General features: G+C 56.9%; 25 protein-coding genes. 10 read left to right on the forward strand and 15 right to left on the reverse strand.

The features are described 5' to 3' along the window. The first annotated feature begins 38 nt into the window (after nucleotides 1-38). The 6 genes from HQL76_13470 to HQL76_13495 all read left to right on the forward strand — a co-directional run bounded on the left by HQL76_13470 (nucleotide 39) and on the right by HQL76_13495 (nucleotide 4488). Complete coding sequence (locus tag HQL76_13470; GenBank protein MBF0110174.1) at nucleotides 39-596, forward strand: putative molybdenum carrier protein; 558 nt, start codon at nucleotides 39-41, stop codon at nucleotides 594-596. Nucleotides 597-658: 62 nt separating this feature from the next. After that, nucleotides 659-1462 (forward strand): class I SAM-dependent methyltransferase, encoded by an 804-nt coding sequence (locus tag HQL76_13475; GenBank protein ID MBF0110175.1) that lies wholly within the window; start codon nucleotides 659-661, stop codon nucleotides 1460-1462. Nucleotides 1463-1476: 14 nt separating this feature from the next. Beyond that, nucleotides 1477-2445 carry an acetoin utilization protein AcuC gene (locus HQL76_13480; protein ID MBF0110176.1) on the forward strand — a complete coding sequence of 323 codons (969 nt, stop codon included), beginning with the start codon at nucleotides 1477-1479 and terminating at the stop codon, nucleotides 2443-2445. Nucleotides 2446-2499: 54 nt separating this feature from the next. After that, entirely contained in the window at nucleotides 2500-2928 is a 429-nt protein-coding gene (locus HQL76_13485) for a hemerythrin family protein (GenBank protein MBF0110177.1), read from the forward strand. 122 nt (nucleotides 2929-3050) lie between these two features. Then, complete coding sequence (cobA, locus tag HQL76_13490) at nucleotides 3051-3932, forward strand: uroporphyrinogen-III C-methyltransferase (protein MBF0110178.1); 882 nt, start codon at nucleotides 3051-3053, stop codon at nucleotides 3930-3932. A 289-nt stretch (nucleotides 3933-4221) separates the two neighbouring features. Beyond that, on the forward strand, nucleotides 4222-4488 hold the full coding sequence (locus HQL76_13495) for a DUF1640 domain-containing protein (GenBank protein MBF0110179.1): 267 nt from the start codon (nucleotides 4222-4224) through the stop codon (nucleotides 4486-4488). A 10-nt stretch (nucleotides 4489-4498) separates the two neighbouring features. On the opposite strand, the gene HQL76_13500 is transcribed toward HQL76_13495, so the two are convergent. The 11 genes from HQL76_13500 to HQL76_13550 all read right to left on the reverse strand — a co-directional run bounded on the left by HQL76_13500 (nucleotide 4499) and on the right by HQL76_13550 (nucleotide 17899). Further along, nucleotides 4499-4801 carry a hypothetical protein gene (locus tag HQL76_13500; protein MBF0110180.1) on the reverse strand — a complete coding sequence of 101 codons (303 nt, stop codon included), beginning with the start codon at nucleotides 4799-4801 and terminating at the stop codon, nucleotides 4499-4501. A 3-nt stretch (nucleotides 4802-4804) separates the two neighbouring features. After that, nucleotides 4805-6472 (reverse strand): GAF domain-containing protein, encoded by a 1668-nt coding sequence (locus HQL76_13505; protein ID MBF0110181.1) that lies wholly within the window; start codon nucleotides 6470-6472, stop codon nucleotides 4805-4807. 96 nt (nucleotides 6473-6568) lie between these two features. Next, nucleotides 6569-6949 carry a response regulator gene (locus tag HQL76_13510; protein MBF0110182.1) on the reverse strand — a complete coding sequence of 127 codons (381 nt, stop codon included), beginning with the start codon at nucleotides 6947-6949 and terminating at the stop codon, nucleotides 6569-6571. 110 nt (nucleotides 6950-7059) lie between these two features. Further along, nucleotides 7060-9507, reverse strand: a complete 2448-nt coding sequence (locus HQL76_13515) for a hybrid sensor histidine kinase/response regulator (protein MBF0110183.1) — start codon at nucleotides 9505-9507, stop codon at nucleotides 7060-7062. A 22-nt stretch (nucleotides 9508-9529) separates the two neighbouring features. Beyond that, complete coding sequence (locus tag HQL76_13520; GenBank protein MBF0110184.1) at nucleotides 9530-10915, reverse strand: protein-glutamate O-methyltransferase CheR; 1386 nt, start codon at nucleotides 10913-10915, stop codon at nucleotides 9530-9532. Next, entirely contained in the window at nucleotides 10903-12387 is a 1485-nt protein-coding gene (locus HQL76_13525) for a hypothetical protein (protein ID MBF0110185.1), read from the reverse strand. The genes HQL76_13520 and HQL76_13525 overlap by 13 nt, the downstream gene beginning before the upstream one ends. A gap of 48 nt (nucleotides 12388-12435) precedes the next feature. Continuing rightward, on the reverse strand, nucleotides 12436-14889 hold the full coding sequence (locus HQL76_13530) for a bacteriohemerythrin (GenBank protein ID MBF0110186.1): 2454 nt from the start codon (nucleotides 14887-14889) through the stop codon (nucleotides 12436-12438). An 87-nt stretch (nucleotides 14890-14976) separates the two neighbouring features. Continuing rightward, nucleotides 14977-15519, reverse strand: coding sequence for a hypothetical protein (locus HQL76_13535; GenBank protein ID MBF0110187.1), 543 nt, complete (start codon nucleotides 15517-15519; stop codon nucleotides 14977-14979). A gap of 5 nt (nucleotides 15520-15524) precedes the next feature. Beyond that, a complete protein-coding gene (locus HQL76_13540; protein MBF0110188.1) occupies nucleotides 15525-16061 on the reverse strand; it encodes a purine-binding chemotaxis protein CheW in 537 nt (178 codons plus the stop codon). A 381-nt stretch (nucleotides 16062-16442) separates the two neighbouring features. Next, a complete protein-coding gene (locus tag HQL76_13545) occupies nucleotides 16443-16715 on the reverse strand; it encodes a hypothetical protein (GenBank protein MBF0110189.1) in 273 nt (90 codons plus the stop codon). A 164-nt stretch (nucleotides 16716-16879) separates the two neighbouring features. Next, nucleotides 16880-17899 carry a threonine-phosphate decarboxylase gene (locus HQL76_13550; GenBank protein ID MBF0110190.1) on the reverse strand — a complete coding sequence of 340 codons (1020 nt, stop codon included), beginning with the start codon at nucleotides 17897-17899 and terminating at the stop codon, nucleotides 16880-16882. A 185-nt stretch (nucleotides 17900-18084) separates the two neighbouring features. Here HQL76_13550 and HQL76_13555 point away from each other — a divergent pair, with 185 nt between their 5' ends. The 3 genes from HQL76_13555 (at nucleotide 18085) to HQL76_13565 (ending at nucleotide 20512) form a co-directional block, all read left to right on the forward strand. Continuing rightward, complete coding sequence (locus HQL76_13555; protein MBF0110191.1) at nucleotides 18085-19431, forward strand: cobyrinate a,c-diamide synthase; 1347 nt, start codon at nucleotides 18085-18087, stop codon at nucleotides 19429-19431. After that, on the forward strand, nucleotides 19424-20197 hold the full coding sequence (cobM, locus tag HQL76_13560; protein MBF0110192.1) for a precorrin-4 C(11)-methyltransferase: 774 nt from the start codon (nucleotides 19424-19426) through the stop codon (nucleotides 20195-20197). Before HQL76_13555 ends, cobM begins: the two co-directional genes overlap by 8 nt. Nucleotides 20198-20275: 78 nt before the next feature. Then, nucleotides 20276-20512: a hypothetical protein gene (locus HQL76_13565; protein MBF0110193.1), complete on the forward strand. Its 237-nt coding sequence runs from the start codon at nucleotides 20276-20278 to the stop codon at nucleotides 20510-20512. A 133-nt stretch (nucleotides 20513-20645) separates the two neighbouring features. On the opposite strand, the gene HQL76_13570 is transcribed toward HQL76_13565, so the two are convergent. Next, complete coding sequence (locus HQL76_13570) at nucleotides 20646-21002, reverse strand: H-NS histone family protein (GenBank protein ID MBF0110194.1); 357 nt, start codon at nucleotides 21000-21002, stop codon at nucleotides 20646-20648. 295 nt (nucleotides 21003-21297) lie between these two features. Between HQL76_13570 and HQL76_13575 the strand changes: the two genes are divergently transcribed. Further along, entirely contained in the window at nucleotides 21298-23544 is a 2247-nt protein-coding gene (locus HQL76_13575; GenBank protein MBF0110195.1) for an NADP-dependent isocitrate dehydrogenase, read from the forward strand. A 102-nt stretch (nucleotides 23545-23646) separates the two neighbouring features. Here HQL76_13575 and HQL76_13580 read toward each other — a convergent pair whose 3' ends face one another. From HQL76_13580 to HQL76_13590, 3 genes are all read right to left on the reverse strand, one after another. After that, on the reverse strand, nucleotides 23647-23853 hold the full coding sequence (locus tag HQL76_13580; GenBank protein ID MBF0110196.1) for a hypothetical protein: 207 nt from the start codon (nucleotides 23851-23853) through the stop codon (nucleotides 23647-23649). A gap of 45 nt (nucleotides 23854-23898) precedes the next feature. Further along, entirely contained in the window at nucleotides 23899-24144 is a 246-nt protein-coding gene (locus HQL76_13585; GenBank protein ID MBF0110197.1) for a hypothetical protein, read from the reverse strand. Nucleotides 24145-24720: 576 nt separating this feature from the next. After that, complete coding sequence (locus tag HQL76_13590) at nucleotides 24721-25851, reverse strand: FAD-dependent oxidoreductase (GenBank protein MBF0110198.1); 1131 nt, start codon at nucleotides 25849-25851, stop codon at nucleotides 24721-24723. Nucleotides 25852-25928: the final 77 nt, after the last annotated feature.

Consider the following 25928-nt stretch of genomic DNA (forward strand, 5'->3'; position numbering starts at 1 on the left):
CGAGGATAAAAATTTATGAACGGAGGCTGGTGACGATCATGGTTGTCAAGATCATATCGGGAGGTCAGACCGGGGTGGACCGTGCGGCGTTGGATTTCGCCATGGCAAGGGGGCTCACGGCGGGTGGATGGTGTCCGAAGGGGCGACGGGCGGAGGATGGGGTCATTCCCCGACACTATCCCTTGATGGAAACTCATCGGGAAGATTATCCGTATCGTACCATTCTCAACGTCAAGGATTCGGACGGGACGCTGATTCTGTTCACCGGGACGTTGCGTGGTGGCAGCGCTCTGACCGATCGGTTCGCCCGGGAAAACAAGGTTCCCTGCCTGTCGATCGATCTTTCCGGGGAACACGATCCTTCCCTGGTCGCGGACTGGGTCTGTACAAACCGCATCCAGGTGCTTAACATCGCCGGACCTCGGGAAAGCGAGAACCGGGGGATTCATGGGGCAGCATTTCGGTTTCTCGATTGTTGGTGGCGGCGTCAAACCGATAAACTTGCCGTCACCGCCATCGGGTTTCCCCGACCGGTGGGCAATGAGGGTGCGATTGCCCGGACCAAAGACCACATTTCCTTGTTTTTTTCCCGTTGATCCATTAGTGTGCCCCTCATTGTCGGTTCATCACCCATTTCGACAGACAACGGGAGTGGTTCATGGAAAAAGCCTCGGCAGCGGAAGTTACGGGCTCCTGCGCCGCCTTGGAGGAGAACGCCACCGCGTTTTTTCCCGATTCGGCCCGTTCATCCGCCGCCACCAGGGACTTCTCTTCTTTTTCCTCCAGGGTCGATCCCGACATCCCGGCGTATCTCCAGGAAACCTACTGGTGGGCCTATCTGCATCCGGTCGGCGTCCGTGTCTTCGAACGACAGTGGATCGTCAACTTCATTCTGTGGGGTAACTTTGCCCGCCTTCGCGACGAGGTTTTGCGTGAACTGGGTGGAACCATTTCCGGGCGCATCCTTCAGGTCGCCTGCGTTTATGGCGATTTCACCCCTTCGGTGGCGGCCAGACTCGCCTCCGGCAGCCGTTTCGATGTCGTCGATGTCGCCCCGGTGCAACTGGAGAATGTCGCCAAAAAGCTCCACTCCTTCACCAATGTCACGCTTCATCGTCAGGATTCGACCCGACTTGAATTCGAAGAGGGACTGTTCGACCATGTGGTGGTGTTCTTTCTTCTTCATGAACAGCCTATGGAAGCACGCAGAGAAACGGTTCGGGAGGCGCTGCGGGTTGCCAAACCGGGGGGGAAGGTGATCTTTACCGACTACCATCGACCCGGACCGCTCAATCCGTTTCGCTACATCATGACTCCGGTCCTCCTGACCCTGGAACCTTTTGCCATGGATCTGTGGCAGCACGAAATCATCGACTGGATTCCCGAGGGGATGACTGTCCGATCGGTGCGCAAGGAATTGTTCTTCGGAGGACTCTACCAGAAAGTGGTCATCACCCGCTAGTATTGGAGGGAACCATGGCAAGAACCGCCAGCGTCTATGTGGGCAAGGAAATCGGCGACTATGGCTTTGGTGGAGGCCATCCTTTCGGGCCCCACCGCATGGAGGCGTTCTGGTCCGAGGCGAAGACTCAGGGTTTGGATCGCAGGGCCCTGGTGCAGCGTCCGGTTCTGGCGGGTCGGGAGCTGCTGGAAAAGTTTCATACCAGGGAATATGTCGATCTGGTCGAGGAACGGTCCAAGACCGGCGAGGGATACCTTGATTACGGCGACACTCCGGCCTTTCCGGGCATCTTCGAGGCCGCCTCCCATGTGGTTGGGTGTACCGTCGATGCCACCCGGCGAATCATGAGGGGGGAGTTTTCGAGCGCCTTCATCCCGATTGCCGGACTGCACCACGCCCGTCGCGATCGGGCGGGCGGGTTTTGCGTTTTCAACGATGTCGGGGTTGCCATCCACTGTCTTCGTGACGAATTCGGAATCCGGAAAATTGCTTATGTCGATATCGACGCCCATCATGGCGATGGAGTGTTCTACGGTTTCGAATCCGATCCCGATCTCCTGATCGTCGATCTCCATCAGGATGGGCGTTCCCTTTATCCGGGGACCGGGCATGCCCATGAGACGGGAAAAGGGGCAGCGGCGGGGACCAAGATGAACATTCCACTCCCTCCGGGTACGGGCGACACCCTGTTCTTCCAGTCCTGGCCCAAGGTGGCTCAGTTTCTGACCGATGGAAAACCGGAGTTTATTTTCTTTCAATGTGGTGCCGACTCCATTGCCGGCGACCCGATTACCAACATGCGCCTTTCTCCCACGGCCCATTATCATGTCGCCTTGCGGTTGGCGCAGATTGCCGAGGCCCTTGGTCATGGCCGGATTGTGGGGGTGGGTGGAGGAGGTTACAATTCGGTCAATATCGGTCATGGATGGTGTGGGGTTCTTCGGGCGTTCATCGAGCACGCCGAATCGGGAAAAACAGCTTGAGTCCACGAGTCACAATCCAATGAACCGGGTGCGACGACGGTCGGGTGCAAGGGTATGACATCGCAATCTTCAACACGATCGGAGCGGTTGATCTGGGATGAAAACCTTCTCATCGGCATTCAGATGCCTGATCGGGATCACGAACAGATTGTTTTCTTGATCAATCGGGTCCTGGATGCCATGGCCGAATCCAGGCCCCAGAGTGAACTGTCCCATATCCTCGATTCATTGATCGCCTTTGCCCAGGAACATTTCCGCAGGGAAGAGGAACTCATGGAACGGTATGGTTATCCGGAACTTCAGCCTCATCGGGAGGTGCATCGCTTCCTGGAGAAGAAAATCATGGCCTACAAGACCGATTTCCTGACCGGTGGCGCCGAATTCGGTTTGGCGGCGGAGTTGATGAAGGATTGGATCGTGCTGCACATTCAGGGGGTCGATCGGAAATACAGTCGCTTTCTGTTGGCCAGGGGGGTCGTATGATGTGTTTTGCCGCCGATGATGCGGTCGGTTCTCCGGGATGTCGAGGTCGGAATGGGAGGGATGGCCATCCTTCGCGGAGACAGGTCCATTCCGGTTTGGGATCTTGAGCGACGATGACCGACATGATTCCCGGAGAGCAACCGATTTTTCTGCCCGTCCTGTCGGCGCAAAGGCCGGCCCCTGGAATGGTGGTTCTTGTCGGCGCGGGTCCGGGTGATCCGGAACTCCTGACTCTGGCTGCCTTTCGTGTTTTGCAACAAGCGGATGTCGTGGTCTATGACGCCCTTGTTTCTCCCGAAATCCTGGCGTTGATTCCACCAGAAACCGAACAGATGTACGTCGGCAAGCGGGGGGGGGTCCCCTCGATGAGTCAGGAGGAAATCAGCCGTCTCCTGGTACGCCTGGCGCGTGAAAATCGGCGTGTCGTTCGCCTCAAGGGGGGCGATCCGTTCGTTTTCGGACGGGGCGGTGAGGAAGCCTGTCATCTGGTGGCGCAGGGGATTGCGTTTCGCGTGGTTCCCGGCCTGACTTCCGGGGTGGCCGGGCCTGCCTATGCGGGAATTCCCATTACCCATCGTGATGTCAATGCCCATGTGGCCTTCATCACCGGTCATGAATCCAGGGAGCATCATCCCGCAATCGACGAGGATGGACATGTCAGCAGGATCGACTGGGAAGGGGTGGCGCGCACTTTTCCCGTCATGGTCTTGTACATGGCCATCAAAAACCTTCCCCTGGTGACCCAGCGGCTGGTGGCGGCGGGTCGTTCCGAGGATACGCCCATTGCCTTGATTCGCTGGGCTACCACCGTGCGGCAACAAACCCTGGTTTCAACCTTGGGGCGGGTGGTTGCGGACATCGCCAGACTCAATATCCGTCCGCCGGCCATCATTGTCATCGGCAAGGTGGTCGATTACCGTTCCCTGCTTGCCTGGTTTCCCGACGAATCCCTCGATGTCGAGGAAAATAGATCTTACGATTATTGGAAGAAAAAAGAAGGCTGATTCTGCTTTGTCACATTCATTGAGAGAACTGAATTTCCGTCATATGTCAAGCCTCGAAAACCTTGAACATTGAGTTGCAGCAAATTTAACGCCACACGGAAATAGGGGCGCAAAAAAGCCGCCATGGCGATTGAGGGCGGTTGTCCGTCATGCGGATTGTGGAGATTACGAATCTCTGGTCCCGACCGCCATGCCTGATGGCTGGTGAATGTCAAACGAAAATTTTCGCGAATCTGGATTTGGTTGTGGTATGCTGATTTCGACATCAATGCTGTCTGGAGATTCGGTCATGACCGCCATCACTTTTGACACGCTCAAATATGCCAACCGCCTCAAGGCTGCCGGTTTTGAATCCAGACAGGCTGAAGCCCTGGCGGATGCCCAGGCAGAAGTCAACGAAAAAGCCATGGGCGAATTGGTGACGAAGGAATATCTTGATGCCAGGTTGGAAAAAGATCTTTCTCCCATTCGCACCGATTTGGCGGTCATCAAGTGGATGTTGGCATTGATCATCATCGTGACGGTTCTTCCGGCCTTGAGATCGCTGCTCGGATAAAAATAGACGTTCATGCGCGGTCTCCTTTTTTGCAAGAGGCCTCTGCGGAACTCATGAACATGAACAGCGATTGAACTTTTTTGGGGAAGTTGGCAGGGATGGCGGGGACTGGTTGTTTGACAGTCTCCGCCTTTCGCGTTGATGGATACGGGATTTGGTACTTGTCGGTCTTGCGGATCGACGGCAGGACTTCGGACATGACCCATTTTCGAAAGCAGTGAGGGACCGTGCCCTGGGTGGTCTTGACCTGCTCCTTTTGCGGAAATTGCCGGAGCGTGAACACTTCTTGGCGTTGCGGGGTCAGGTCCTGCAATAATCAAGCTTTCATACGGTTTGCATCATGAGCGCGAGCAACATAGCCTGGGATCGACCCCAGAGGGACTTCGTCGATCTGTCCAGGACTCAAATAGGCCTTGGCGTATTCCAGATAGATTTTCCGATCCATGAATACCTGGAAAAGATCGGGGTCGATATGGCCACTTTTTTTCATGAAACCGAGAATCTTCAGGGATTCGGAAAGGGTCTTGGCTGGTTTGTAGGGACGATCCGCGGCAGTCAGTGCCTCGAAAATATCGGCGATGGCCATGATGCGCGCCCCGATGGACATCTGCTCCCGCTTCAAACCTTCGGGATAGCCGGTGCCGTTCATGGTTTCGTGGTGCGAACCGGCCATCTCCGGAACATGGCGCAAATGCTTGGGAAAGGGGAGTGCGGACAACATTTTTTTGGTGACGACGACATGATGGTTGATGACCCGCCGTTGCTCCTGGGTGAGTGTCCCCCGCGGTATGGAAAGATTATACAACTCGTCTGCATCAAATAATGGTTGTCGCACCCCGGAGCCATCGGTCCACCAGTACTTTTTGCCGATCTCACGCAGCCGCTCCAGGCGTTGCTCGGTCATGAAATCCTCACCCTTGTTGACTTTCCTGATGAACTCGATATCCTCCTCCAGTTGCCGCAACCGTTGGTCCAGATCCGGTGTTTCCTGTTCCGATTCGGATGAACCGCTTCCCTCCGTTGCGGACGTTTTTTTCTTTAATTGTTCGATTTCCCATTCCTTCCGCACCAGTTCCATGCGCAACTCCACCATGCGGATCCGATCGACGATGGTTTCCAGTTTTGTCGTTTTGTCCACGACATGTTCCGGAGTCACCACCTTGCCGCAATCGTGCATCCAGGCCGCCATGCGGATTTCGTTCATTTCCTCGGTGGTGGGATCGAAATGTTTCAAATCGCCAAGATCACTCTCCTTGGCGGCCCGTGCCAACATTTCGGCGATCACCGGAACTTTCTCGCAATGGCGAGCGGTGTACGGGGATTTGTCGTCAATGGCGCTGGCGATGGTCTGGATGAAGGATTCAAAAAGTTTTTCCAGATCGCTGATCAACGTGCGGTTGGTCATGGCCATGGCCGCCTGGGAGGCCAGTGATTCGGCAATTCTTTGATCGGTCGTCCCGAAAGGGACAATCTGCCTGGTTTTACCATCGGTGGCATTGATCAATTGCAGGACGCCGATGACCTCGTTGTCATGGTTTTTGAGTGGCACGGTCAGAAATGAAATCGATCGATATCCGTTATTTCGATCGAACGCACGGGTCCCGGAAAAATCATAACCCTCCGCTTCATAGGCGTTGGGAATGTTGATCGTCGTCCCTTGAAGCACCGCGGATGGCGCCACCATTTCCAAGTTGGGCACGCCGTCGGAGTAGAGTGGAATTTCGGGAAACCCGATTTCGATTCCCGTGGTGCCTCCCTTGGCGATGTTGAGCGAATCGGTGCGGATGATCTCGAATTTCAGGGTATTGCGTTCGGTCACAGTGTAGAGGGTTCCCGCGTCGGCACGGGTCAGTTCTTTGGCCCCGACGAGCACCTCTTCCAGAAGCTTTGGAAAATTTTTTTCCGCCGAAAGGGCAATCCCCAGTTGGTTGAGCTTCTCCACCCGGGCAAGATAGTCTTCGACGTTCTCGGAATTTTGTTTCATCAGGGGTTCATCCATACCCGAACCTTCACCCATGACCGGGATTCCCATGCGCAAACTTTCTTTCATCATCGAGGTTGCCATGAAACCACACCGCCCTCAGGGGACGCACCGCCGCAAATGGGGTTCGATTTCCGCGGCGAGGGTTTCAAGGTCTTCATTTTTGCGCACAAAATCCTCGGCGCCCGCGCGAAAGACAAAATCCATGGCCGCTTCCGGGTCCACGGAGGACAACATGAGAATATAGGAATCGGGAAATTCCTTCTTGATGATCTTGGAGGCATCGATTCCGTCCATCTCCGGCATTTCAATATCGGTCAGAAGCATGTCGGGTTTGTGTTTTCGATACAGTTCCACCCCTTCCTTGCCGTTGGCGCCCTGGGCCACCACATGGGCATCCAGATTTTCCAGAACCATCTGCACCATGTCACGAATGGTTTCACTGTCATCGACGATCAGGACCCTTGGTTTTGCGGACATGCTTCATCTCCTTGTAGTATTGTAGATCAATCAAACAGAAAAGAGTCTCGATCCTGATCCTGATTTCGCAGCGATACTACCTTGTTCTGACACATATCGCAATTGAAGGATCATTCACCAAACTCCAAAAGGCTTTGTACCGTATCCAGGAGACTGAATTCATCGAAGGCCCCTTTGACGATATAGGCATTGGCACCAACGCGGATACCGCGCTGTTTGTCCTCCTCGCGATCCCTGGAAGTGACGATGACGATGGGGGTATACCGGTGCATGTCCATGGAGCGCAGTTTTTCGGTCAGGGAAAAGCCGTCCATGCGGGGCATTTCCACATCGGTGACGATCAGGTCGAAGGGAAACTGGCTGGCCATGTCCAACCCCTCCTGACCATCCTTGGCCAGACTGACGTGGTAATCCTTGGACTCCAGGATGTCCTTTTCCAGTTCACGGGTGTTCATGGAATCATCCACCACCAGGATTCGCCGGCGCGTTTCGTCGCCCAACCGCGATGCCAGCGAACGTCCAACGGGCAAGCGGCTCTGATGGAGACGCTTGGCCATCTGGACGATGGTGGCGGAATCGAGCACCATCACGATCTGATTGTTGCCCGAGATCATCGCCCCGGTTACCAGGGGATTGTCCTGCATGATCTGGGGCATCGGTTTGAGAACCATGACGTCTTCGTCCAGAATTCTGTCCACCACGAGGCCGAGTGTCTCGATTCCGTTGGAGACGATGAGGATATCCAGTCGGACCATGTCTTCCCAGGGCCGCGCCGGCAGTTCCAGAAGCTCTGCCAGGCGGATGACCGGGACCACCTGGTGGCGCAGACGGATCGCCCGTCGTCCCACTACCTGAATCACGTCTCCGGCCTCGAAACGGGCCACTTCCAGGATCGAGCCGGAAGACATCGCATAAGGCCGCTGCGCCACCTCGAACTGCAACACCCTGAGGGTCGCCATCGAAAGGGGCAGGCGCAACGTGAATCGTGTCCCCCGTCCTTCTTCCGATTCCACCTCGATGGCGCCCCCCAGAACATCGACAATGTTCTTGTGGACCACATCCATGCCCACGCCACGTCCCGAAAAGTCGGTGATGATCTGGCTGGTGGAGAGTCCAGGATGGAAAATCAGTTTGAGAATTTCCGAACGCGGTCTGGACTCCAATTCCTCCGCCTTCATCAAACCTTTCTGCAACGCTTTTTCCTTGAGCCGCGCCACGGCGATTCCGGGTCCGTCGTCGGACAACTCGATGACCACGCTGTTGCCTTGTGGCCATGCCCGCAGGGTCACCGTTCCCGTGTCCGGTTTGCCGGCCAGAATACGGTTTTCCGGCGTTTCCATGCCATGATCGAGGCTGTTTCGCAACATGTGAACCAGGGGATCGCCAATGGTCTCGATGATGTAGCGATCCAGCTCGGTATCTCCCCCCTGAATATTGAGTCGCACTTTCTTCTTCAATGCCCGGGCGGCATCGCGGACCAGCCGTGGGAAGGTTTCGAACAGGGAAGAGAGCGGCAACATCCTTAATTTCAGGGAACGATCCTGCAACTCCATGGTCAACAGGTCCAATCGATCCGCATCCTCGACCAGCAAGGCGCGCACCCGGTCCAGCATTTCGGCAAGTTCCCGGGCTTTCTGCTGAATTTGTTCGTGGCGAACGCTTCCCGCCCTGTCCGATACCATGGCGGTGAATGTCCCATCGAGGTCGGTGTGGATGTGCTGCGCCAGGGATACCGCCTGGGCCAGTCCCGACAATCGCGCCTTGATCCGGCTGCGAAAAGTGATCATCCCGCCACCGATCTTGATCAACTCGTCCAATTGCGACGCATCCAGACGGATCGTCTCCGTCGATTCTCCTCCTTTTCCTTTCGTGCGCGGCGGCGGCGGTCCCTTGGGCCCTTCGGATGGTGCCGGTTTGGGCCCGTCCTCGGACGACCGGGCTGGTTCCTTGTTGTGCGTGTCGGATTGATCGAATGCGTCCGGAATTCTTTGAGCGTCGGGTGCATCGATTTTTTCGACTTCCGGGGATTGTGCTACCGATGGAGCTGCGGGAGAACCGGGTCGTTCTTCATTTTTGACCGTCTCTTCAGGCGGGAGAACCTCCGGGGGGCGATCGCGATCCGGCTTTTCCGTGGTGGGCTGTGCCGATGGTTGATGGGATGGACGAGCGTTGATCTGTTCGAAGACCTCCGCCAGTCTCCGGGTCAACGATTCATCGATGGAGGCCAGCGGTGATCCAGTCGCCGCGGCCTCGACCTGGTCGGCGATCCAGTCGATTCCCCGATAGAGCAATTCCGCCACTTCCGTATCCACCGTCATGCGGCCTTCACGCAGCAGGCCGAAAATGTTTTCCATGCCGTGGGCCATTTCGGATATGGTGGTCAGCTTCAGCATCCGGGAGGTCCCCTTGATGGTGTGGGCCGAACGAAATACCGAATTGATCCGTTCCGCATCGTTGTCACCCTGTTCCAGGGCGGCGATGCCTTTGTTGATGTTCTCGATATGCTCCCGTGCTTCGGCGACAAAGCGTTTGATGAATTTGGACATGTCCAGGGCCATGGCCGCGTTTCTCCTCCCCGTGTCAGGTACGTTCAGGTCCAGGGGTAGCGGGCGATTGCACCCGAATCCGGCATAAATGAATGAGTTCTTCTTCCGACAAACTCAAGGGATGGAAAGGCAGTCCGGTTTCGCCGATGCCGAACTTTGCAAGGCGGGACAGGGCGGTTTGATACGATCGTTTGGCCATCGGCAACAGTCCCAGGGCAGTGAATGCCTCGCCCATGAAAAAATGCGGTGTCCATATTTTTGCATCGGCATAGGCCGCCTTGCGAAAATGGGTGATCATTCCGTCGTAGTCACCATCGTGCCGGTCCGCAAGTCCCATGATCAAATGGCTTTCCACCGCCAGGGCATCGATCTTCTGCATGTCGCGACAGTATTGTCGGGCTTCGGCAAAACGGTTTTGCCGTAACAATTGGCCAGCTTTCAGTCCAATTGTTTTCATGGGATCCCCCGGTGTGGTGGATGCCGGTGTTCCGTCGTTCATGGACGGGGCGACCGTTTCGCGATTGACGGGAATGGGAGCGGGCGGCGTCGCCGGAGTCGGGCTGGCGCGGCGCTCTTCCTTCTGGAAAAACAAAATCGAATTCCATTCCTGGCGCGCCAGGCCATGGCCGCCACCTTCGAGAAATTGGTTGTGGCTGAAGATTTCCGTGGCGCTTACCACCAGGGCCCCTCCAGGTCGCAGGAGTCCCGCCAGACGATGAAAGATCCGTTTCTGGGTGGGTTTGTCGAAATAGATGGAAACATTGCGATAATAAATCGCGTCCAGGTTGTTCAACGCTTCGGGAACAAGGTTTCCGGCAAGATTCACCTGGTGAAAGTCGACCCGATTGCGAATGGAATCGATCACTTGATGACGACCGTCACCGAGGGGGGTGAAAAACCGCTTGCGGATTTCAGGATCCAGACCGCGAAAGGCATACTCGTTGTAGATTCCCTCGCGGGCCCGGGCCAGGATGACAGGATCGATGTCGCAACCCATGACCTCCACATTGGCAAAGGCGTCCATTCCCAGGCCCCGCACCAATTCCATGGCGATGGAGTAGGGTTCATCGCCGCTGGAACAACCGGCACTGAGAATCCTGAACCGTCCCTGGCCACGCCGCCGCGGATACAGCAATCGCGACAAGAGTTCCAGCTGCCCTGCCTCACGAAAGAAATAGGATTCGTTGACCGTGAGCAGCGCGGTAAGCTGGTCCAGTTCTCCGGCCTTGTTTTCCAGGATGTTTTTGTAATGATCCCATGATTTGCACCGGGTGGCGACCAGGCGTTCCTTGAGCCCGGTGACCAACAGGGTTTCCCTGTTGCCGACAAAGATCAGGCCGCATTTTTCCTTCAGGTAACGTTTGAAGTGCTCCAGGCGTTCCGGCCCCAGGTTTTCGAGTTTCCGATTCAGAGGGGCCATTTTCCGTACACCTGTTTGATGACAAGCATGCCCAATTGCTCCGGGGTTCCCACAGCGTCGATCAATTTTTTCTCGATGGCGGTTCCCGGCATGCTGAAGACCATCGAACTTTCCCGGTCCTGTGCCAGGGTGTATCCACCCGCGTTCTTGATGGCGGCAATTCCCGCGACGCCATCCTGTCCCATACCGGTCAGGATGACTCCGATGGCCTGGGAACCGTATACCCGGGCCGCGGAACTCAGAAGCCGGTCGCAAGAGGGGGTATAAACATCGTCGGTTCTTCTTGGTGACAAGACAATCACTCCCTTGTCTCTGATCTCCATGTTTCCGGTTGCCGGAGCGAGATGGATGGTTCCCGGGGTGACCCGGGTTCCATGTTCCACGACCGCCACATCAAGTCGGGTGGCGCGACGGAGCCATGTTTCCAGACCGTCGATGTAGTCGGGATGGATATGTTGGGCGATCAGTACCGGATGACGGAAATCGCCGGGCAGCGCCGCGAGGAAGGTGACCAACGCCTTGGGACCGCCCGTGGAACTGGCAATGGCCAGGACTCCGGGAGGTTGGTTGCCGGCTTCTTTCGCGGTCGTCTCCGACTTTTGCGGCGTGGGAGGGGGCCAACCTGGAGCGGCGTGGCGGTCGTTCCATGTTCGGGAAGCTGTTACCAATCGTTCGATGAAACTGTCGCCATGGACCCGTGAAGCTTCGATCACTTCCCAGGCGCCGCGTTTCTTGGCCTGAATGCAGGTATCGTCGTTGATGGAGGAACACAAGGCCATCAACGGCAATTTGAATCGTTCCACCAGCAGGGTGATGGTCTCCAGGCCAGCCATCGCCTGTTGGTCGAGGTTGACCAACAGGACATCCGGGCGAACCCGAAGGGCCGTTTCCACCGCATCGGTCCCATACCCTGATTGCCAGACATGGACGATCCGGGGGGACCGGGTCAGGAATTGTGCCAGGGAGACGCTGCCGCCCACCAGATGTACCTGAATGGCGACCGATTTTCCTTGAACGACCACTTTTGGTTCCTCGGAGCGTCCCGGAATCGCCGCTTCGACCTTGACTGCGGATGGCAACGCCGTCGATTGGGCTTCTTGGAAGGCATCGTGAATCATCCGTGCCAGATTTTTGCACGCAGCGACGGAGAACAACTCTTCCCTTTCGAACACTGCCAGGGCCCCCGCATCCATGGCGCGTCGCGATGCCTCCGGATCACCGGCCACAGCCATGGCAATGAAGGGAAGGGATCTTTGATGCAGTTGGTCGATGACCTGGAATCCGGCGGGATTGAGGTCGTCCACCTCGACAATGACCAGATCCGGTGATCCTTCCAAGGCCTGCCGCAAGACATTCGGCCTGAAATCGACCCAGTCCGCCCCGACAAAGTCCGGCGATTCCGTGAGAACGTTGCCAAGTTTCTCACCGAAGAAACGGTCGTCGCAGACGATTACCACCCAGATGGAAGCCATGTCGCCAATCTCGACCCGAATTTTGTCCCTGGATGTGGTCCAAACCCCTTATTCATCCAATTTCTCATTGATGAACCGGCCATATTGTTTATCCACCTTCATGATGTGGCTGATCAGCCAGTTGCGCAGAAAACCCAACAAGGCGTTGGCCACGGACAGATCTCCCTTGTCCACCTGTTCGATGAAGGCGACAACCCGCTCGATCACCTTCTTGTGTTTGTCCTTGTGGCTGGCGGCATCGGGATAACCGGCGGAGGTGAACAATTCTTCCTCCTGATTGAAGTGAAACAAGGTATATTCCCTGATTTCCGGGAGGACCAGTTTTACCCCTTCTTCCGCACGACCGCTTTGGATCTTGCCGGCCAGAAGGTTGATGAGTTCAACGAGCCGCTTGTGTTGTTTGTCCATTTCCCGGATTCCGACGCTAAGGTTGTCGTTCCAGGGAAAGAAATCGTTGCTGGAGCTGATGGTGCCCTCCAGGCGGGTACTGCCGTCGAGTTGGAAGAAGGCGATGGAATTTTGCAATTCCGAGGCGCTGTCGGAAAGGGCCGAAGCGGAAGTTCTCATGGTGGTGGCGGCGCTGACGTTGCTGCGGATGACCTGATCGAGCTGTTGGACGGCGATGTTGATTTGTTCGAGCCCCTGGCTTTGTTCACGGGAGGCGATGGAAATCATCCGCACCAGTTCGGCGGTGTGCTGGATGTCGGGAACGAGTTTCTGGAGACTGCGTCCCGCCTTGACCGCGACCTCGACGCTGGAGGTCGAAAGAGCGGTGATCTTGGCGGCGGCGGATTGACTGCGTTCGGCCAATTTGCGCACCTCCGAGGCCACGACGGCGAACCCCCTGCCATATTCTCCGGCGCGGGTCGCTTCAAGGGAGGCGTTGAGGGAGAGAAGGCTGGTCTGGTGGGCGATTTCGTCGATGATGGAGATTTCCTCGGCGATTTGCTTCATGACATCGACGGTTTCGGAGACGGCCTGGCCGCTGACCACTGCTTCATTGGCCGAGGCCCTGGCGATTTCTTCGGTACTTTGGGCGTTTTCGGTGGTTTTTTGAATGTTGACGGTCATCTGCTCCATGGAGGCGGCGGTTTGGGTGATGGAGGCGGCCTGTTGGATGGCGCCATCGGAAACCGTCTGGGAATTGCGGTTGATGCGGTCGCTTTCCTCGACGATGCGACGGCTGATCTGAATGACCGAACCGACCGATTCACGGAGGTTTTCCACCATGTTGCCCATGGCGGCGAAGATGCCCGTGGCGGCGCCATCGCTCCTGAAACTGGAGAGATCGCCACCGGCAAGGCGATCGACATAACGTACCACCGCTTCCGGCTCGCCGCCGAGTTGCGTGACCAGGTATTTTTGCAGATCGTGGAGCGATTTGTAGACCCCCTCGGAGTGTTCATCGACCGCCATGCGGACGGAAAAATTGCCCATGGACATCTGTTCCGCCACCATCATCACTTCCGGCGGTTCCGCTCCCAACTGGCGGCGGACGTTGGCGAGCACCATCAGTCCCAGGATCAGCGTGACTCCGACGATCAAGACCGTGAAAACCAGGTAGGCGATGGAGGCGAACGAGGCCTCATTACGCAGAAGGTTGGCCGTGCTTGCCAGATCCTGAACGACCTGGAGTTCAATTTCCTTGAGCAGGTTGATTCGATGCGTCATGGTGTCGAACCAGTATACCGGATCGACCCCGAATCCTCCCGATTCCATCTTCTCGATGGCATTGTTGCGCATCCGTTTGATTTCTTCCATCGCTTCGCCGGAAAGCTTGTTGCGAAACAGGGTGGCCTGATCTTCCCTGGCGAATGAGAGAAAAATTTCGTCATAGATTCCTTGTTCCGCCATCAGGGTCATGAACCTGGTGCGCATGGCCTTGGGAAAAGTGTCGCCGGCAAAGACGCTGCCGAGAAGGGCCCGTTCCAGACCGGCGCGTTCCTTGCTGTTGAGCAGATTCAGGTAGGCAGTGGTCTGGGCCATCATCTGGGGGTGGGTGGCGGTGACGACGATTTTTTTCAGGAGGTCCATCAACGACTGGTTCAAACCGGTGTAGAAGTCGATGGCGGCATCGATATCCATCTTGCCGCTGTCCACCTGCCAGCGAATGTCGTTGAGGCGATCGATCTTTTCGAGTCCTTTCTTTGTCAGATCCTCGAAATCGGCGTTGGTGACCATGGGGTTCTGGGTGCGCAGGAAGTCTCTGAACTTGAGCGTTTCGGTGTTGGTCAATTCCCGTTGTTTGATCAGGTCATCCTTGAATTTGGCCCCTTTGCTTCCCTGGAAGCCGGCGGTCATGCCCCGTTCCTTCTGGATTTCGTGCATCAGGGGACCGACCTGCCGCGCGGTTTTGGCCATGGCGCCGTAGGTGTCGATTTCCACCAGCATCATCCGTTTGGTCCAGACGGTATCGGCTCCATAGAAGATCAACGCGACCAGTGGTCCCAGAAAAAGGAGGAGAAATTTGTTTTTCAGGTTCAACCTGTTGATAAAGTTCATGGCACCCTCATGCCTGTGTTCATGGATGGTATTTTCCCGTGATCGATGACCACATGAAAACCACGGGATGCGCGGCGGACCGCATGGTCATCGGATTGCCCGTGCCAATCCGGACACGGGGCGGGCCGTGCTGCCGAGGTCGATATTGGGTGGATCGATGGCTCGTCGTTTTTTTATCTGATTGGGCAGTGGCATGTCTCTTTGCGTGGTTTCGATGCGGACAAGTTCGGTGAGATCGATGACGAAAACCATCTTTCCGCCGATTTCGACGATGCAGGAGATACACTTCAGGGAAGGGTACCATCGCATCAGGGATGGTAACGGTTTCTTCTCGAAGGGATCAAGGCGGTGGAAATCGGAGATGTTGTCAATGAGAATGCCGATGTTTCCTCTGCCCGAACGTGGCAGTACCACCGTTGGCACCCGATAGGCGCCGATCAGGGTTCCGAACGAAAGTTTCTCGTGCAGATAGTGCAGGGTCACCTGTTCGGGAACATCGCCAACTGCCGTCAATCTTTGAATTTGATGACTCTCGATGCCAAAGGAGAATCCCTGAACGGAAAACACAAGAATTTCGTACCTTTTTGCATGTGACAGGTTGCCTTCCAGGGAAAGATCATCGTCGTTCATCGGCATTACCCATGACGGTCCGGATCGGAACGACCGCCCACCCGGGAGAAGATCCGTCCCATGTCGAGGAGGATTGCGTAACCGTTGCGGTAGGGGATCTGTCCGGTAGCCAGGGCGCTGACCTGTTCATTGAGTGTGAACATGACTTCCTTGAGTGCTTCCGGCGACATGTTGAGAATGTCCTCCACCGAATCGACGAGAAATCCGGAGACGATACCTTCATGGTTGGCGACAACGATGCGTTGCCGCGAGCGGGCCGATTGCAGTTTTTCCAGTCGCAGAAGGTGATGCAGGTCGATCACCGATTCGATGCCGCCGCGTACATCGATCACGCCCAGAAAGCAATCGGGGGCGCCAGGGACGCTGGTGATGGGCTGGGCTGGGAGGAGTTCGCGCACCTCGGCGCTGTGGCAGGCGAAAAAGTGTCCGCCGATGGAAAAGACCATCAGTGCCAGGACATCCTCGCCTTCCGAGAACAATCTTTCGCCGTCTTCATGGCTGTCCATGGTCCGCGCGGAAGATTCCTTTCGGTCCGCACCCATCGCCAGGCACTCCTTATCTTCAGGTTGAAAGTCCGTTGCGGCCAGTGGACCAGAAACGCGGGCGTCTCATTCCCAATCCACACCCCTGCCAACGGTTTCACAAGGAACCATGTACATATCGGGACAGGGGCCGTTGGTCAAGATGCAAAAATGTCATCCAATGAATGGCGACGAGGATGTTTTTTCCCCACGTCTCGATCCGATGTACCTTGAGCGGGGGAGGGGTCTGAATGGTTACCTCGTGGCAAACAAGCCGCTCTTCCCGGATTCGAGGAAGGATTTTCAGGAAACGATCATGGGGGAGGGCAATGTCGCTCATGCAAAGGCATCAACCACGGGTTGCCCCAGGGAGAATCCTTGGAGAAAGTCCGAGTCGGTATTTCAGGATTGGGTTTTGGGATCCCCGGTCGGATTACCCGAAGAATTGGCCGCGGCGCTGTTTTCGTATTCGGCGCGGGCCTCGGGCGAAATATTGACGACGACCGCGGCATCGTTTTCTCCCTTGCGGACGGCCCGTTCATCGCTGGTCTCGGTTCGTTCCATCTCCGTGACCTGGGTCTGCCTGGCGGCTCCGGTCACGTCGGGACTTTTGCGATAGGCCGTCAACATGGCCTGCATGGTGTCACCGGCGACAGCATCGATACTTGTAGCCATGATCGTTTCCTTATGAGCAAGAAGAATTGACGATTTCCAGTGGATGCGCCACGCAAGGCGCTCCGTCCAACGCCCGTTCACGCCCCATTCACCTTGGGGCATGTGGGTGATGTCCACTTCCATAAGGTCAAATATACAACATTCGACTCGATAAAAAACAGATTTTACGCCGGTGATTCATTTTTTTTCGTCACCATCCCGATTGAACCGATCCGTTTCAGGCCCGTGGCAAGACGGAGCCAATCCATTTCGGTTCCGGGCAGTCCGAAGCGAAGCCCGCGCGGGGCATCGAAGCGTCGGACCAGAATTTTTTGATGGGCCAGGGCTTCCCATACCCATGCACTTTCCTCGTGGGGGACCCATTGAAACAAGGCGGTCCGTGCCGCCACATCCAGTCCATGGTCCTTCAGAAGAGTCGTCAGGCGTTGGGCATTGTGTTGCAGGGATTCCCGGACCCGGCATTGCCAGGAACGGTCGGTCAGTGCCATTCTGGCCAACCATCGTGAGGGGCCTGCGACATTCCAGGGCCCCAACTGTTCCCGCACCGACGCCAATACCGGTCGTGGACCAAGAAGAAAACCGACCCTGGCCCCCGCAAGACCAAAGAATTTGCCGATCCCGCGCAATACCAGAAGCCCTTCCCGTCCGGTATCCGCCGCCAGACTCTCGTTCGTCTCGGCATCCATGAAGGCTTCATCGACGATCAACCAACCGCCATGATTGTTGAGCCGTTGCCACCAGGAAAGGAGAGTCGTTCGTGACAGCCTGCGGGCCGTCGGATTGTTGGGATTGACCACGACCAGGACTGCCAGTCGCTCCAACAACGATTCGGTCATCCGGTCGATTTCCATGAGATCGAACCCCCCCCTGCGCCAGGCATGGGCATGCTCGGCATACGTGGGTGACAAAACAGCCACCGCGCCGTCACGCGCCCGGAGTGTCGGAAGGGCCTGAATGATGGCCTGGGACCCCGCCGCGGGCAACAGGTCCGTGCAACCGAAATACGCCCTGGCCGCTTCTTCCAGACCATCCTCCGCCTCGGGCAGCCGGTTCCATGCCGCCACGGGAATTTCCGCGGCGGGATAGCCGTTGGGGTTGATACCGGTCGAAAGATCAAGCCATGAGGAAGGATTCCCGCCGAATCGCGCCGCCGCCTCACGGATTCCACCGCCATGCTCCAACACATGCCTTTCCTTTGCGGGTAAATGCGATCCCTCGTTCCCCGGCGATCGACAGCGGCGTGACGATCTTGCAACGCGGATGTATGACCGATCGCCGGATCGAAAGGAATCATGGCATCGGTTGCAACCGGAGGCAGGGATCAATAAAGTGTTTGTCGATGCCCTTCTATGGAGAACCTAGCCTGTCCATGACCATTGCACCAGGATTTATCATTGCCGCCCCGCAGTCCCGTTCAGGGAAGACCACCGTGACCCTTGCGCTCATGGCCCTGCTGAAACAAAAGGGAATTCCCGTGGCTCCATTCAAGGCGGGACCCGATTACCTGGATGGCGCCTGGCACCAGATCATTCTTGATCGTCCTTCCTATAATCTGGACACGTTCATGGTGGGATCCGCGGAATGCTGTCGTCTGTTCCGGGAAAAACGGGGCCAGGCCCTGGGGATCGTCGAGGGGGTGATGGGTTTGTTCGATGGCCGAACTGGCGTCGGTGGTCCCGGATCGACCGCGGATCTGGCGCGACAGCTGGGACTGCCGGTGTTGTTGGTGGTCAACGTCCGCGGCATGGCGGGATCGTTGGTCCCCCTGGTCCAGGGCTTCGTGGCGGCGGCGGAAGGATTCGAAATCGCCGGGATCCTCGCCAATCATGCGGGGAGCCGGAATCATGCGGATCGTCTTGCGGGTTGGCTGGCTGAGTATCGGCTTCCCCCCTTGATCGGTTGGATGGGGCGGGAGGAAGATCTGGCACTTCAGGAACGGCATCTGGGACTGACCCTTCCCGGGGAAGCGCCTATTCCTCCGTCATGGGATCGTCTGGCCCGGTCTCTGCATCTGGACTGGGATCTTTTTTCTGGATGTTTTCAGGTTCTTCCGGAGGTCGCTTCAACGGTGGCGTCCGTGGCGGCCTCCTCGGCACACACGCCTCTCGAAGGAAAAAAAATCGCCATCGCCCAGGATGCGGCGTTCACGTTCATCTATGCGGCCAACCTGGAATGTCTCGAACGGATGGGGGCTTCGCTCCATTTTTTTTCGCCGCTGGCGGGAGATTCCCTTCCCCGGGACAGTGATGCGGTCTGGCTGCCGGGTGGCTATCCCGAGGTGCATGCCCGGCAACTTGCGGCAAGTCCGACCCTTGGCATGCTGCGGGATTTTGGCCGGAGTGGCGGCTTCATTCTGGCCGAATGCGGCGGCATGATGGCTTTGGCGGCGTATCTGGTCGATCATCGGGGAGATTCCTGGCCCATGGCGGGTTTTTTTCCCATGCGCACCGTCATGACGTCACGCCTGGCCGGTCTGGGGTATCGCCAGGAACGGTCCGGGGTGCGGGGACATGAATTTCACCATTCGATCCGCGAACCCTGTCCCCTTCCCCCCGCATTTGTCGTCGATCGCGGCGATGGTGGGCTGTTTTTGCACAATGTTCGAGCATCCTACGTCCATTGGTATTTTCCATCCGCCCCCGACGTGGTTGCTTCTTGGTTGGGATCATCGGCTTGGCCGGGCGCAAGCGACAGGGAGATTGTTGAACATGGGTAAACTTTGGATTGTCGGTGCGGGACCCGGCGCGGTCGATCTGATCACCGTGCGCGGACGGGAAATCATCATGAGGGCCGATGCCATCCTCCATGCCGGTTCCCTGGTGAGTCCCAGACATCTGGAGTTTGCTCCGGCCCACTGTGAAATGGCCGATTCGAGCGGCATGACCCTTGAGGAGATGGTGCGTTGGCTTGGAGAACGGCTGCAACGTCTGCCGAATGTCGTCCGGTTGCAAACGGGTGATCCCTCACTGTATGGCGCATTGACGGAATTGACGACGCCTCTGCGCAAGGTGGGGGTGGACATGGAAGTGGTTCCCGGAGTTTCTTCCGCCATGGCCTCGGCGGCGGCGGCCATCGAAAGCCTTACGCTTCCCGAGGTGACCCAGACGGTGATCCTGACCCGGACGGAAGGGCGCACTCCCATGCCGGAAAAGGAAAAACTGCACCTTTTGGCATCCCATGGAGCCACTCTGTGCATTTTTCTTTCGGCCACCCTCCTCGACACGGTGACCCGTGAACTGTATCGCGCCGGATGGTCCGGACAACAGCCGGTCCTCGTGGTCCACAAGGCCTCCTGGCCCGGAGAGGAACGGATCATCCGAACAACGCTCGAAGACATCTCCCGTTCTTGCCGGGAGGCGGGAATCGGCGGTCAGGCGATGATCATCACCGGACCGGCGTTGAATGCGGCCCAAAACGAGGACAATCCTGTCTCGCGTCTTTACGCCAGCGATTTTTCCCATGGATTCCGGAAACAAATGTGACAAAGTGGAATGAGGACGTGTGAATGTATTTCCCGAATGTACGGGAATCGGGCCAACCTGGTTTATTGGAGGAGAAAAATGATTCCGGAAGTCTTTGTCGAGGGTATCGGAGAGATGAGCTTCAATCTGGGAATGGTGCGGATGAATCTTGTCGGTCTGTCGCAGACAGACAAGGATGACAAGGGAAACCCCGTTCCGGAGAACCGGCAGCAGGTCATCATGTCACTGCGGGGATTTCTGGTATCGTTGGCCGCCATGCAGAACATGGCCGATAAACTGACCGAGGCGGGGGTGTTGAAGAAAAAAGAACCATGAAGAGGATGACGCCTCCAGGGGGGAGAACCCCCTGGAGGTTCAGGGGGTAAAGTACCTGGGGCCAAGGACTATAAAGCGATCGAGCGGTCAGGGCCATGAAGTCACGAGAACCGGACTGGAAAACATCGTGATCTCAGGATTGATTTTCGATACGGAAGGCTTCACGATTCTGTCCTTTTGCCTCATATTCACGCAGCCATTTCGGGGTAGGTCCCTTGCCGCTCCATGTTTGATCGGGAATTTCGGGGTTGCGGTATTTGGGAGGCAGTTTCATCCCTTTGTCACTGCGGGTCATGCGTCCGGTTTGGTTTTCGATGAAATCCTCGATGGATTCGAAGCCGGCAACCTTGGCCAGTTCATTCATCTGGGAACGAATTTGTCTGGATTTCTCGCGCCGTTTACGTTTGATGACCCCTTCGAGTTCGGAACTCAAGGAGACCAGCTCTTCGAGCGGCATTTCTTCAAAATTGGAACTGTGTATGGTATTCACTGTACTTTTCCCGATTGATGGAGACGGACGAGACTGTTCACGATTGCGATCGATCAAGGATTGAAACCGATCAGCAATGTGATCATCCAACCATTTTGACCATTCATAAAATACCCTCTTTGGAAAGGACCGTCAATGCGTTGAACAAAGACTATGGAATTTTTTCAGTCGCGATGCAGGAAATGGATGTGTATGGATTGAATGGGAGGGTGTAGCATGGAAGATGACGGGGGGACCTCACGGGTTTTTCCAATAACCGAGGCTACAACAAGTACTGTCACGTTTGGAGGCGAACATGTCGGAACAATCCAGAACCGTTTTCCCGGACATCATTTATACCAAGGTCGATGAAGCCCCGGAACTTGCGCGTGCGTCGTTGCTCCCGATCGTTGCCGCTTATTTGAAAAAAGGCGGGATCGTGGTGGGAACGAAGGATATATCGCTGGCGGGGCGCATCATTGCCGCGTTTTCTGAAAGGATGGGGCCTGAATCGAGACAGGAGGACGATCTTGCATTGTTGGGGGAATGGGTGACCACGAAGGAAGCCAATGTGATCAAGCTGCCCAATATCAGTGCTTCCCTGCCGCAATTGAAAGGGGCCATCCGTGAACTCCAGGGGCAGGGTTATTCCGTTCCGGACTATCCGGAACAGGTGAACACTCCGGAAGAACGTGAAATCCGGGCGCGATATGACGCCATCAAGGGGAGTGCGGTCAATCCGGTCCTCAGGGAAGGCAATTCCGACCGTCGGGTTCCCCGTGCGGTCAAGGAGTATGCCCGGAGGAATCCCCATTCGATGGGGGTATGGCATCGTGATTCCAGGACTCGTGTCGCGACCATGGCGGGCAATGATTTCTTCGCCAATGAACGTTCCGTGATCATCGCTCCCGAGGACGCGGGCGCGGGAAGAATCCTGTATACCGGAATGGATGGTCGGAATACCGTATTGAAAGCGGGGATTGCATTGCACGATGGGGCGGTCGTCGATGCCACCTTTTTGGGTCGGAACGCCCTGGTATCGTTTCTCCAGGAGCAGATCACCGCCGCCCGGGAGGAAGGACTCCTTTTTTCGATCCATCTCAAGGCGACCATGATGAAGGTGTCCGATCCGGTGATCTTCGGGCATGCCGTGGCGCTCTATCTGCGCGAGGTGTTTGAACGGCATGAGGCAACGTTGGCCGGACTGGGGGTCGATCCGAAGAATGGCATTGGCGATCTTCTGGCCCGGATCAAAACCCTTCCCGCGGATGTCGGGGGAGCAATCGAGGCGGACGTTCGCCGTTGTCTGGAACGGTCTCCGCCGTTGTACATGGTCGATTCGGACCGGGGGATCACCAATCTTCATGTCCCGAGCGACGTCATCATCGATGCCTCCATGCCGGCGCTGATCCGGGCGGGGGGGAAGGGTTGGGGACCGGATGGCCAAGCAAGGGATACGTTGTGTGTCATTCCCGACAGCAGTTACGCCGGGGTTTACCGTGCCGCCATCGAGTTTTGCAAGAGGCATGGCGCCTTTGACCCGGCGACCATGGGAAGCGTGGCCAATGTCGGGCTTATGGCGCAGCAGGCGGAAGAATATGGCTCCCATGGCACCACCTTCGTCGCGCCGGGACCGGGGACCATCGAAGTCGTGGCATCTTCGGGCAGGGTTTTGCTGCGTCATGAGGTCGGGGAGGGAGATTTGTGGCGTCTTTGTCGGACCAGGGATGAGGCGATTCGCGATTGGGTCCGATTAGCCGTCGAACGGGCGCGACTTGGCGCCATGCCCGCCATTTTCTGGTTGGATGAACATCGGGCCCATGATGCCTGCCTGATCGCCAAGGTGCGGGCGTATCTCCAGGATCACGATATCAGCGGTCTGGACCTGTCCATTCTTCCTCCCGAGGAGGCAACGCGGATTTCACTTGACCGGTGCCGTAAGGGTAAGGATACGATTTCGGTGACCGGCAACGTGTTGCGGGATTACAACACCGATCTGTTTCCCATCCTCGAGGTGGGGACCAGCGCCAAGATGCTTTCCATCGTCCCCTTGATGAATGGTGGTGGTCTGTTCGAAACCGGGGCGGGAGGATCGGCTCCCAAACATGTGCGGCAGTTTGTCGATGAGGGGCATTTGCGTTGGGATTCCCTGGGTGAATTTGCCGCCTTGGCCGCATCTCTGGAGCATCTGAGCCTGATCTCCCGGTCTCCGAAGGCGGCGCTCATGGCCAGGACCCTTGATCAGGCGACCGGGCGGGTATTGCTCGACAATCGTTCGCCCAGTCCGCGAACGGGTGAACTGGACAATCGCGGCAGTCATTTCTTCCTGGCCTTGTACTGGGCCGAGGCGTTGGCGAAACAGGATGAGGATCCCGAACTCAAAACAGTCTTTGCGCCATTTTTCGACCAACTGAATCGTCATCGGGATCAAATTCTGGCGGAACTGAATGCCGTTCAGGGACGACCTGTCGATCTGGGGGGCTATTTTCATCCCGATCCGGATAAACTGGCGGCCAGCATGCGTCCCAGTCCCACGTTCAACGCCCTGGTGGCGTCGTTGTAGGCCGATGAAACATTTTTGTGGGTCCAGGGGGATCATCCCCCTGGTGGGGTCCAGGGGCAAAGCCCCTGGTGGGGTCCGGGGCGAAGCCCCGAGGATCCGGCGTCAACCAACCGGCTCTCCGACCCAAATGGTATCGCGTCCAAAGGGATCGGTCCGCTCGAATTGCCGAATGGTCGCGTGGGGGAATCCCTGGATGCATTTGACCTTTCCGGTCGGACGAAATGCCTGATATTCGAACCATTCCCGGGAAAAGGAGATGGCGGACAGTTCCCCGGAGGATTGCTTTGCATAAAGAGTGACAACTTCCATGGTTTTTCTCTCGCGATAGATCGGGTGGCCGAGTTCCCTGAACCATCAGGGAATGAATCGATACGTCATCAACTTGATCGTTTCAGGACCTGTGTCCTGTCGAGGCGTCCTTGAAAACGTTTGCTCCATGCGCCGTTCGACCTGTCCCAAGAGCAGTTCGAAGCGGTTGTCGCGTTGGCCGGCGATGTTTCTTTGCTCGCCGGAGGTCCGGGCGATGGAACCAATGGCCTGAGGTTTCCAGGGGGTGGACGGGGGAAGGGGAACGTTTTTCGGGAAGACTGGAATTTGCATGGCACCCTCCGTCAGGCTCTTGAAGTCCGAATCGGAAGCGGCAATGCATTTTCTGGCCCATAGTTATTTCTGATGATATTTCAAACAGTTAATCAATCATGGAGCCGTCGGGCATCTCTGGAGAATGCCAAGAGTCCGACACGGTCTCGAAGGAAAGGGGAATCGGGCGCCTGGAAAGGGGGGGGGCCGGGCCACCGAAAACAAAATGCCACGGGAATCCCATGGCATTGAATGAGCGACGAAACGAATAGGGTGAATCGGCGGACGCTAGCGCCGACGGAAGCGCCTCGGGGGTTGGATACGGACGGGCACCAGGACCGCCTGGAAACGGGGGGTCGGTTGGAGCCATTGCAGAACCGCTTGAACCCAGGAGGCAAGAAATGGGATGCGCATGGCGGGCATGTCTTTCTGGTTGAGGATGAAGTCTGACACCATGGATCAATCTAGCAGAATCGGGGCAAAAGGTTAACCGTTTTTTTCACCCCGCCGGGGGTCAGGGATCGATTTTTCATGAAAAAGGGACCGGAAAGGGGGCCGACGTGGCGTATTCCGGTCCCTTGAGATACGAAATGGGACTTATCGGTACTGTCGCAGGCTCCACCATTCCAGTCCCTGTTTGACCAGGTGCATGGCGTACAGGGGCGGGAGGATCAGGCCGAAACGAGGGAACCTGGAGACGAAAATACCGGTGTTTTCGGTATCGACGATGCAGATCAGTTCGGTGCGGAAGGTGTGGACCGCTTTTTTGCCATGGAGTTGGGCAAAAAGGTTTTCGGCGGCGGCCGTGGCCTGCAACCGGGCCATGTGCGCCTGTTTGGCCCGCCAGTCGGGACCGGGAAAACTGCCGGCATCACCGGCGACATAGACATTTTGTGTTCCCTTGACGCATCCCGTGGACTCGGCCTCCAGGAAGCCTCCCGGAGACAGGGGGAATCCGGTCTTGGCCAACCAGGGTTGCCCGGTCATGCCGGGAATGAACAGGGTCATGTCGCTTGCGACCCGCCCCCCTTCCGTTTCGATGCCATCGGGCTTGAACTCCTTGATCTTGTGCCCCAGATGAGTGGCGATGCCCTTTTTTTTCATGGTGGCGAGCAGTCCCGTGACGGCCCTGGCCCCGAGACGTTTTCCCGGCTCGGCCATCGGACTGAAGAAGGTCAGCGCGAATTTTTTTCTGCGTCCGATGCGGCGCAGATGGTTTTCGATGCAAAACATGAACTCGAACATCGGTCCGCCGCGGACGGCGGACGGTTCGTTGGGATTTCCGGCAAAACCGAAGGCAAGGGTGCCGCCCCGCATCCGTTCGAGGAGCTCCCGTACACGCAGGGCATCGGTAAGATGGCAGGGCAGGAGGGCATTGCGTTCGATCCCGGGGGCTTTTTTCAGGTATTCCGCTCCCGAGGCGATCAGCAGGGCGTCATTGGCGATGGGACCGGCGGATGTGTCGAGAATGCGTCCGCCATTCCGGGCCCCGGTGGCCCGGGCGGCGATGAACCGGACGCCCATCCGTGCGAAATACGATTCCAGTGGGACATGGAGGCTACGGGAAGACCTTCCTCCCGTGGGGATCCAGATCAGGCTGGGTTGATAGAAAAATTCCGCCCTGGGCGCGACGACGGTCAGATCCAGCGTGCGTCCCGTGTCCAGTGTACGCAATCTGTCGATGGCCGCGAGCGCGGCAAAATTTGTTCCAACGATGGTGACGTTCACGTGTTCGAAGTTCCCCTGTGTGCATTTGGACTTTTTGAATCCATGGAGTTTCCGTTGGCGGGAGGATATTAAGGCAT

This window comes from Magnetococcales bacterium, assembly GCA_015228815.1.
GTDB lineage: Bacteria > Pseudomonadota > Magnetococcia > Magnetococcales > UBA8363 > UBA8363.

Bases quoted from the DNA above. Each gene is read 5' to 3' on its own strand.
- HQL76_13475 (MBF0110175.1), top strand. From the start codon at position 659: ATGGAAAAAGCCTCGGCAGCGGAAGTTACGGGCTCCTGCGCCGCCTTG.
- HQL76_13515 (MBF0110183.1), bottom strand. From the start codon at position 9,507: ATGGCCCTGGACATGTCCAAATTCATCAAACGCTTTGTCGCCGAAGCA.
- HQL76_13480 (MBF0110176.1), top strand. From the start codon at position 1,477: ATGGCAAGAACCGCCAGCGTCTATGTGGGCAAGGAAATCGGCGACTAT.
- cobA (MBF0110178.1), top strand. From the start codon at position 3,051: ATGATTCCCGGAGAGCAACCGATTTTTCTGCCCGTCCTGTCGGCGCAA.
- HQL76_13535 (MBF0110187.1), bottom strand. From the start codon at position 15,519: ATGAACGACGATGATCTTTCCCTGGAAGGCAACCTGTCACATGCAAAA.
- HQL76_13575 (MBF0110195.1), top strand. From the start codon at position 21,298: ATGTCGGAACAATCCAGAACCGTTTTCCCGGACATCATTTATACCAAG.
- HQL76_13555 (MBF0110191.1), top strand. From the start codon at position 18,085: ATGACCATTGCACCAGGATTTATCATTGCCGCCCCGCAGTCCCGTTCA.
- HQL76_13520 (MBF0110184.1), bottom strand. From the start codon at position 10,915: ATGGCCCCTCTGAATCGGAAACTCGAAAACCTGGGGCCGGAACGCCTG.
- HQL76_13525 (MBF0110185.1), bottom strand. From the start codon at position 12,387: ATGGCTTCCATCTGGGTGGTAATCGTCTGCGACGACCGTTTCTTCGGT.
- cobM (MBF0110192.1), top strand. From the start codon at position 19,424: ATGGGTAAACTTTGGATTGTCGGTGCGGGACCCGGCGCGGTCGATCTG.
- HQL76_13505 (MBF0110181.1), bottom strand. From the start codon at position 6,472: ATGAAACAAAATTCCGAGAACGTCGAAGACTATCTTGCCCGGGTGGAG.
- HQL76_13485 (MBF0110177.1), top strand. From the start codon at position 2,500: ATGACATCGCAATCTTCAACACGATCGGAGCGGTTGATCTGGGATGAA.
- HQL76_13565 (MBF0110193.1), top strand. From the start codon at position 20,276: ATGATTCCGGAAGTCTTTGTCGAGGGTATCGGAGAGATGAGCTTCAAT.
- HQL76_13580 (MBF0110196.1), bottom strand. From the start codon at position 23,853: ATGGAAGTTGTCACTCTTTATGCAAAGCAATCCTCCGGGGAACTGTCC.
- HQL76_13495 (MBF0110179.1), top strand. From the start codon at position 4,222: ATGACCGCCATCACTTTTGACACGCTCAAATATGCCAACCGCCTCAAG.
- HQL76_13530 (MBF0110186.1), bottom strand. From the start codon at position 14,889: ATGAACTTTATCAACAGGTTGAACCTGAAAAACAAATTTCTCCTCCTT.
- HQL76_13510 (MBF0110182.1), bottom strand. From the start codon at position 6,949: ATGTCCGCAAAACCAAGGGTCCTGATCGTCGATGACAGTGAAACCATT.
- HQL76_13585 (MBF0110197.1), bottom strand. From the start codon at position 24,144: ATGCAAATTCCAGTCTTCCCGAAAAACGTTCCCCTTCCCCCGTCCACC.
- HQL76_13540 (MBF0110188.1), bottom strand. From the start codon at position 16,061: ATGGGTGCGGACCGAAAGGAATCTTCCGCGCGGACCATGGACAGCCAT.
- HQL76_13470 (MBF0110174.1), top strand. From the start codon at position 39: ATGGTTGTCAAGATCATATCGGGAGGTCAGACCGGGGTGGACCGTGCG.
- HQL76_13545 (MBF0110189.1), bottom strand. From the start codon at position 16,715: ATGGCTACAAGTATCGATGCTGTCGCCGGTGACACCATGCAGGCCATG.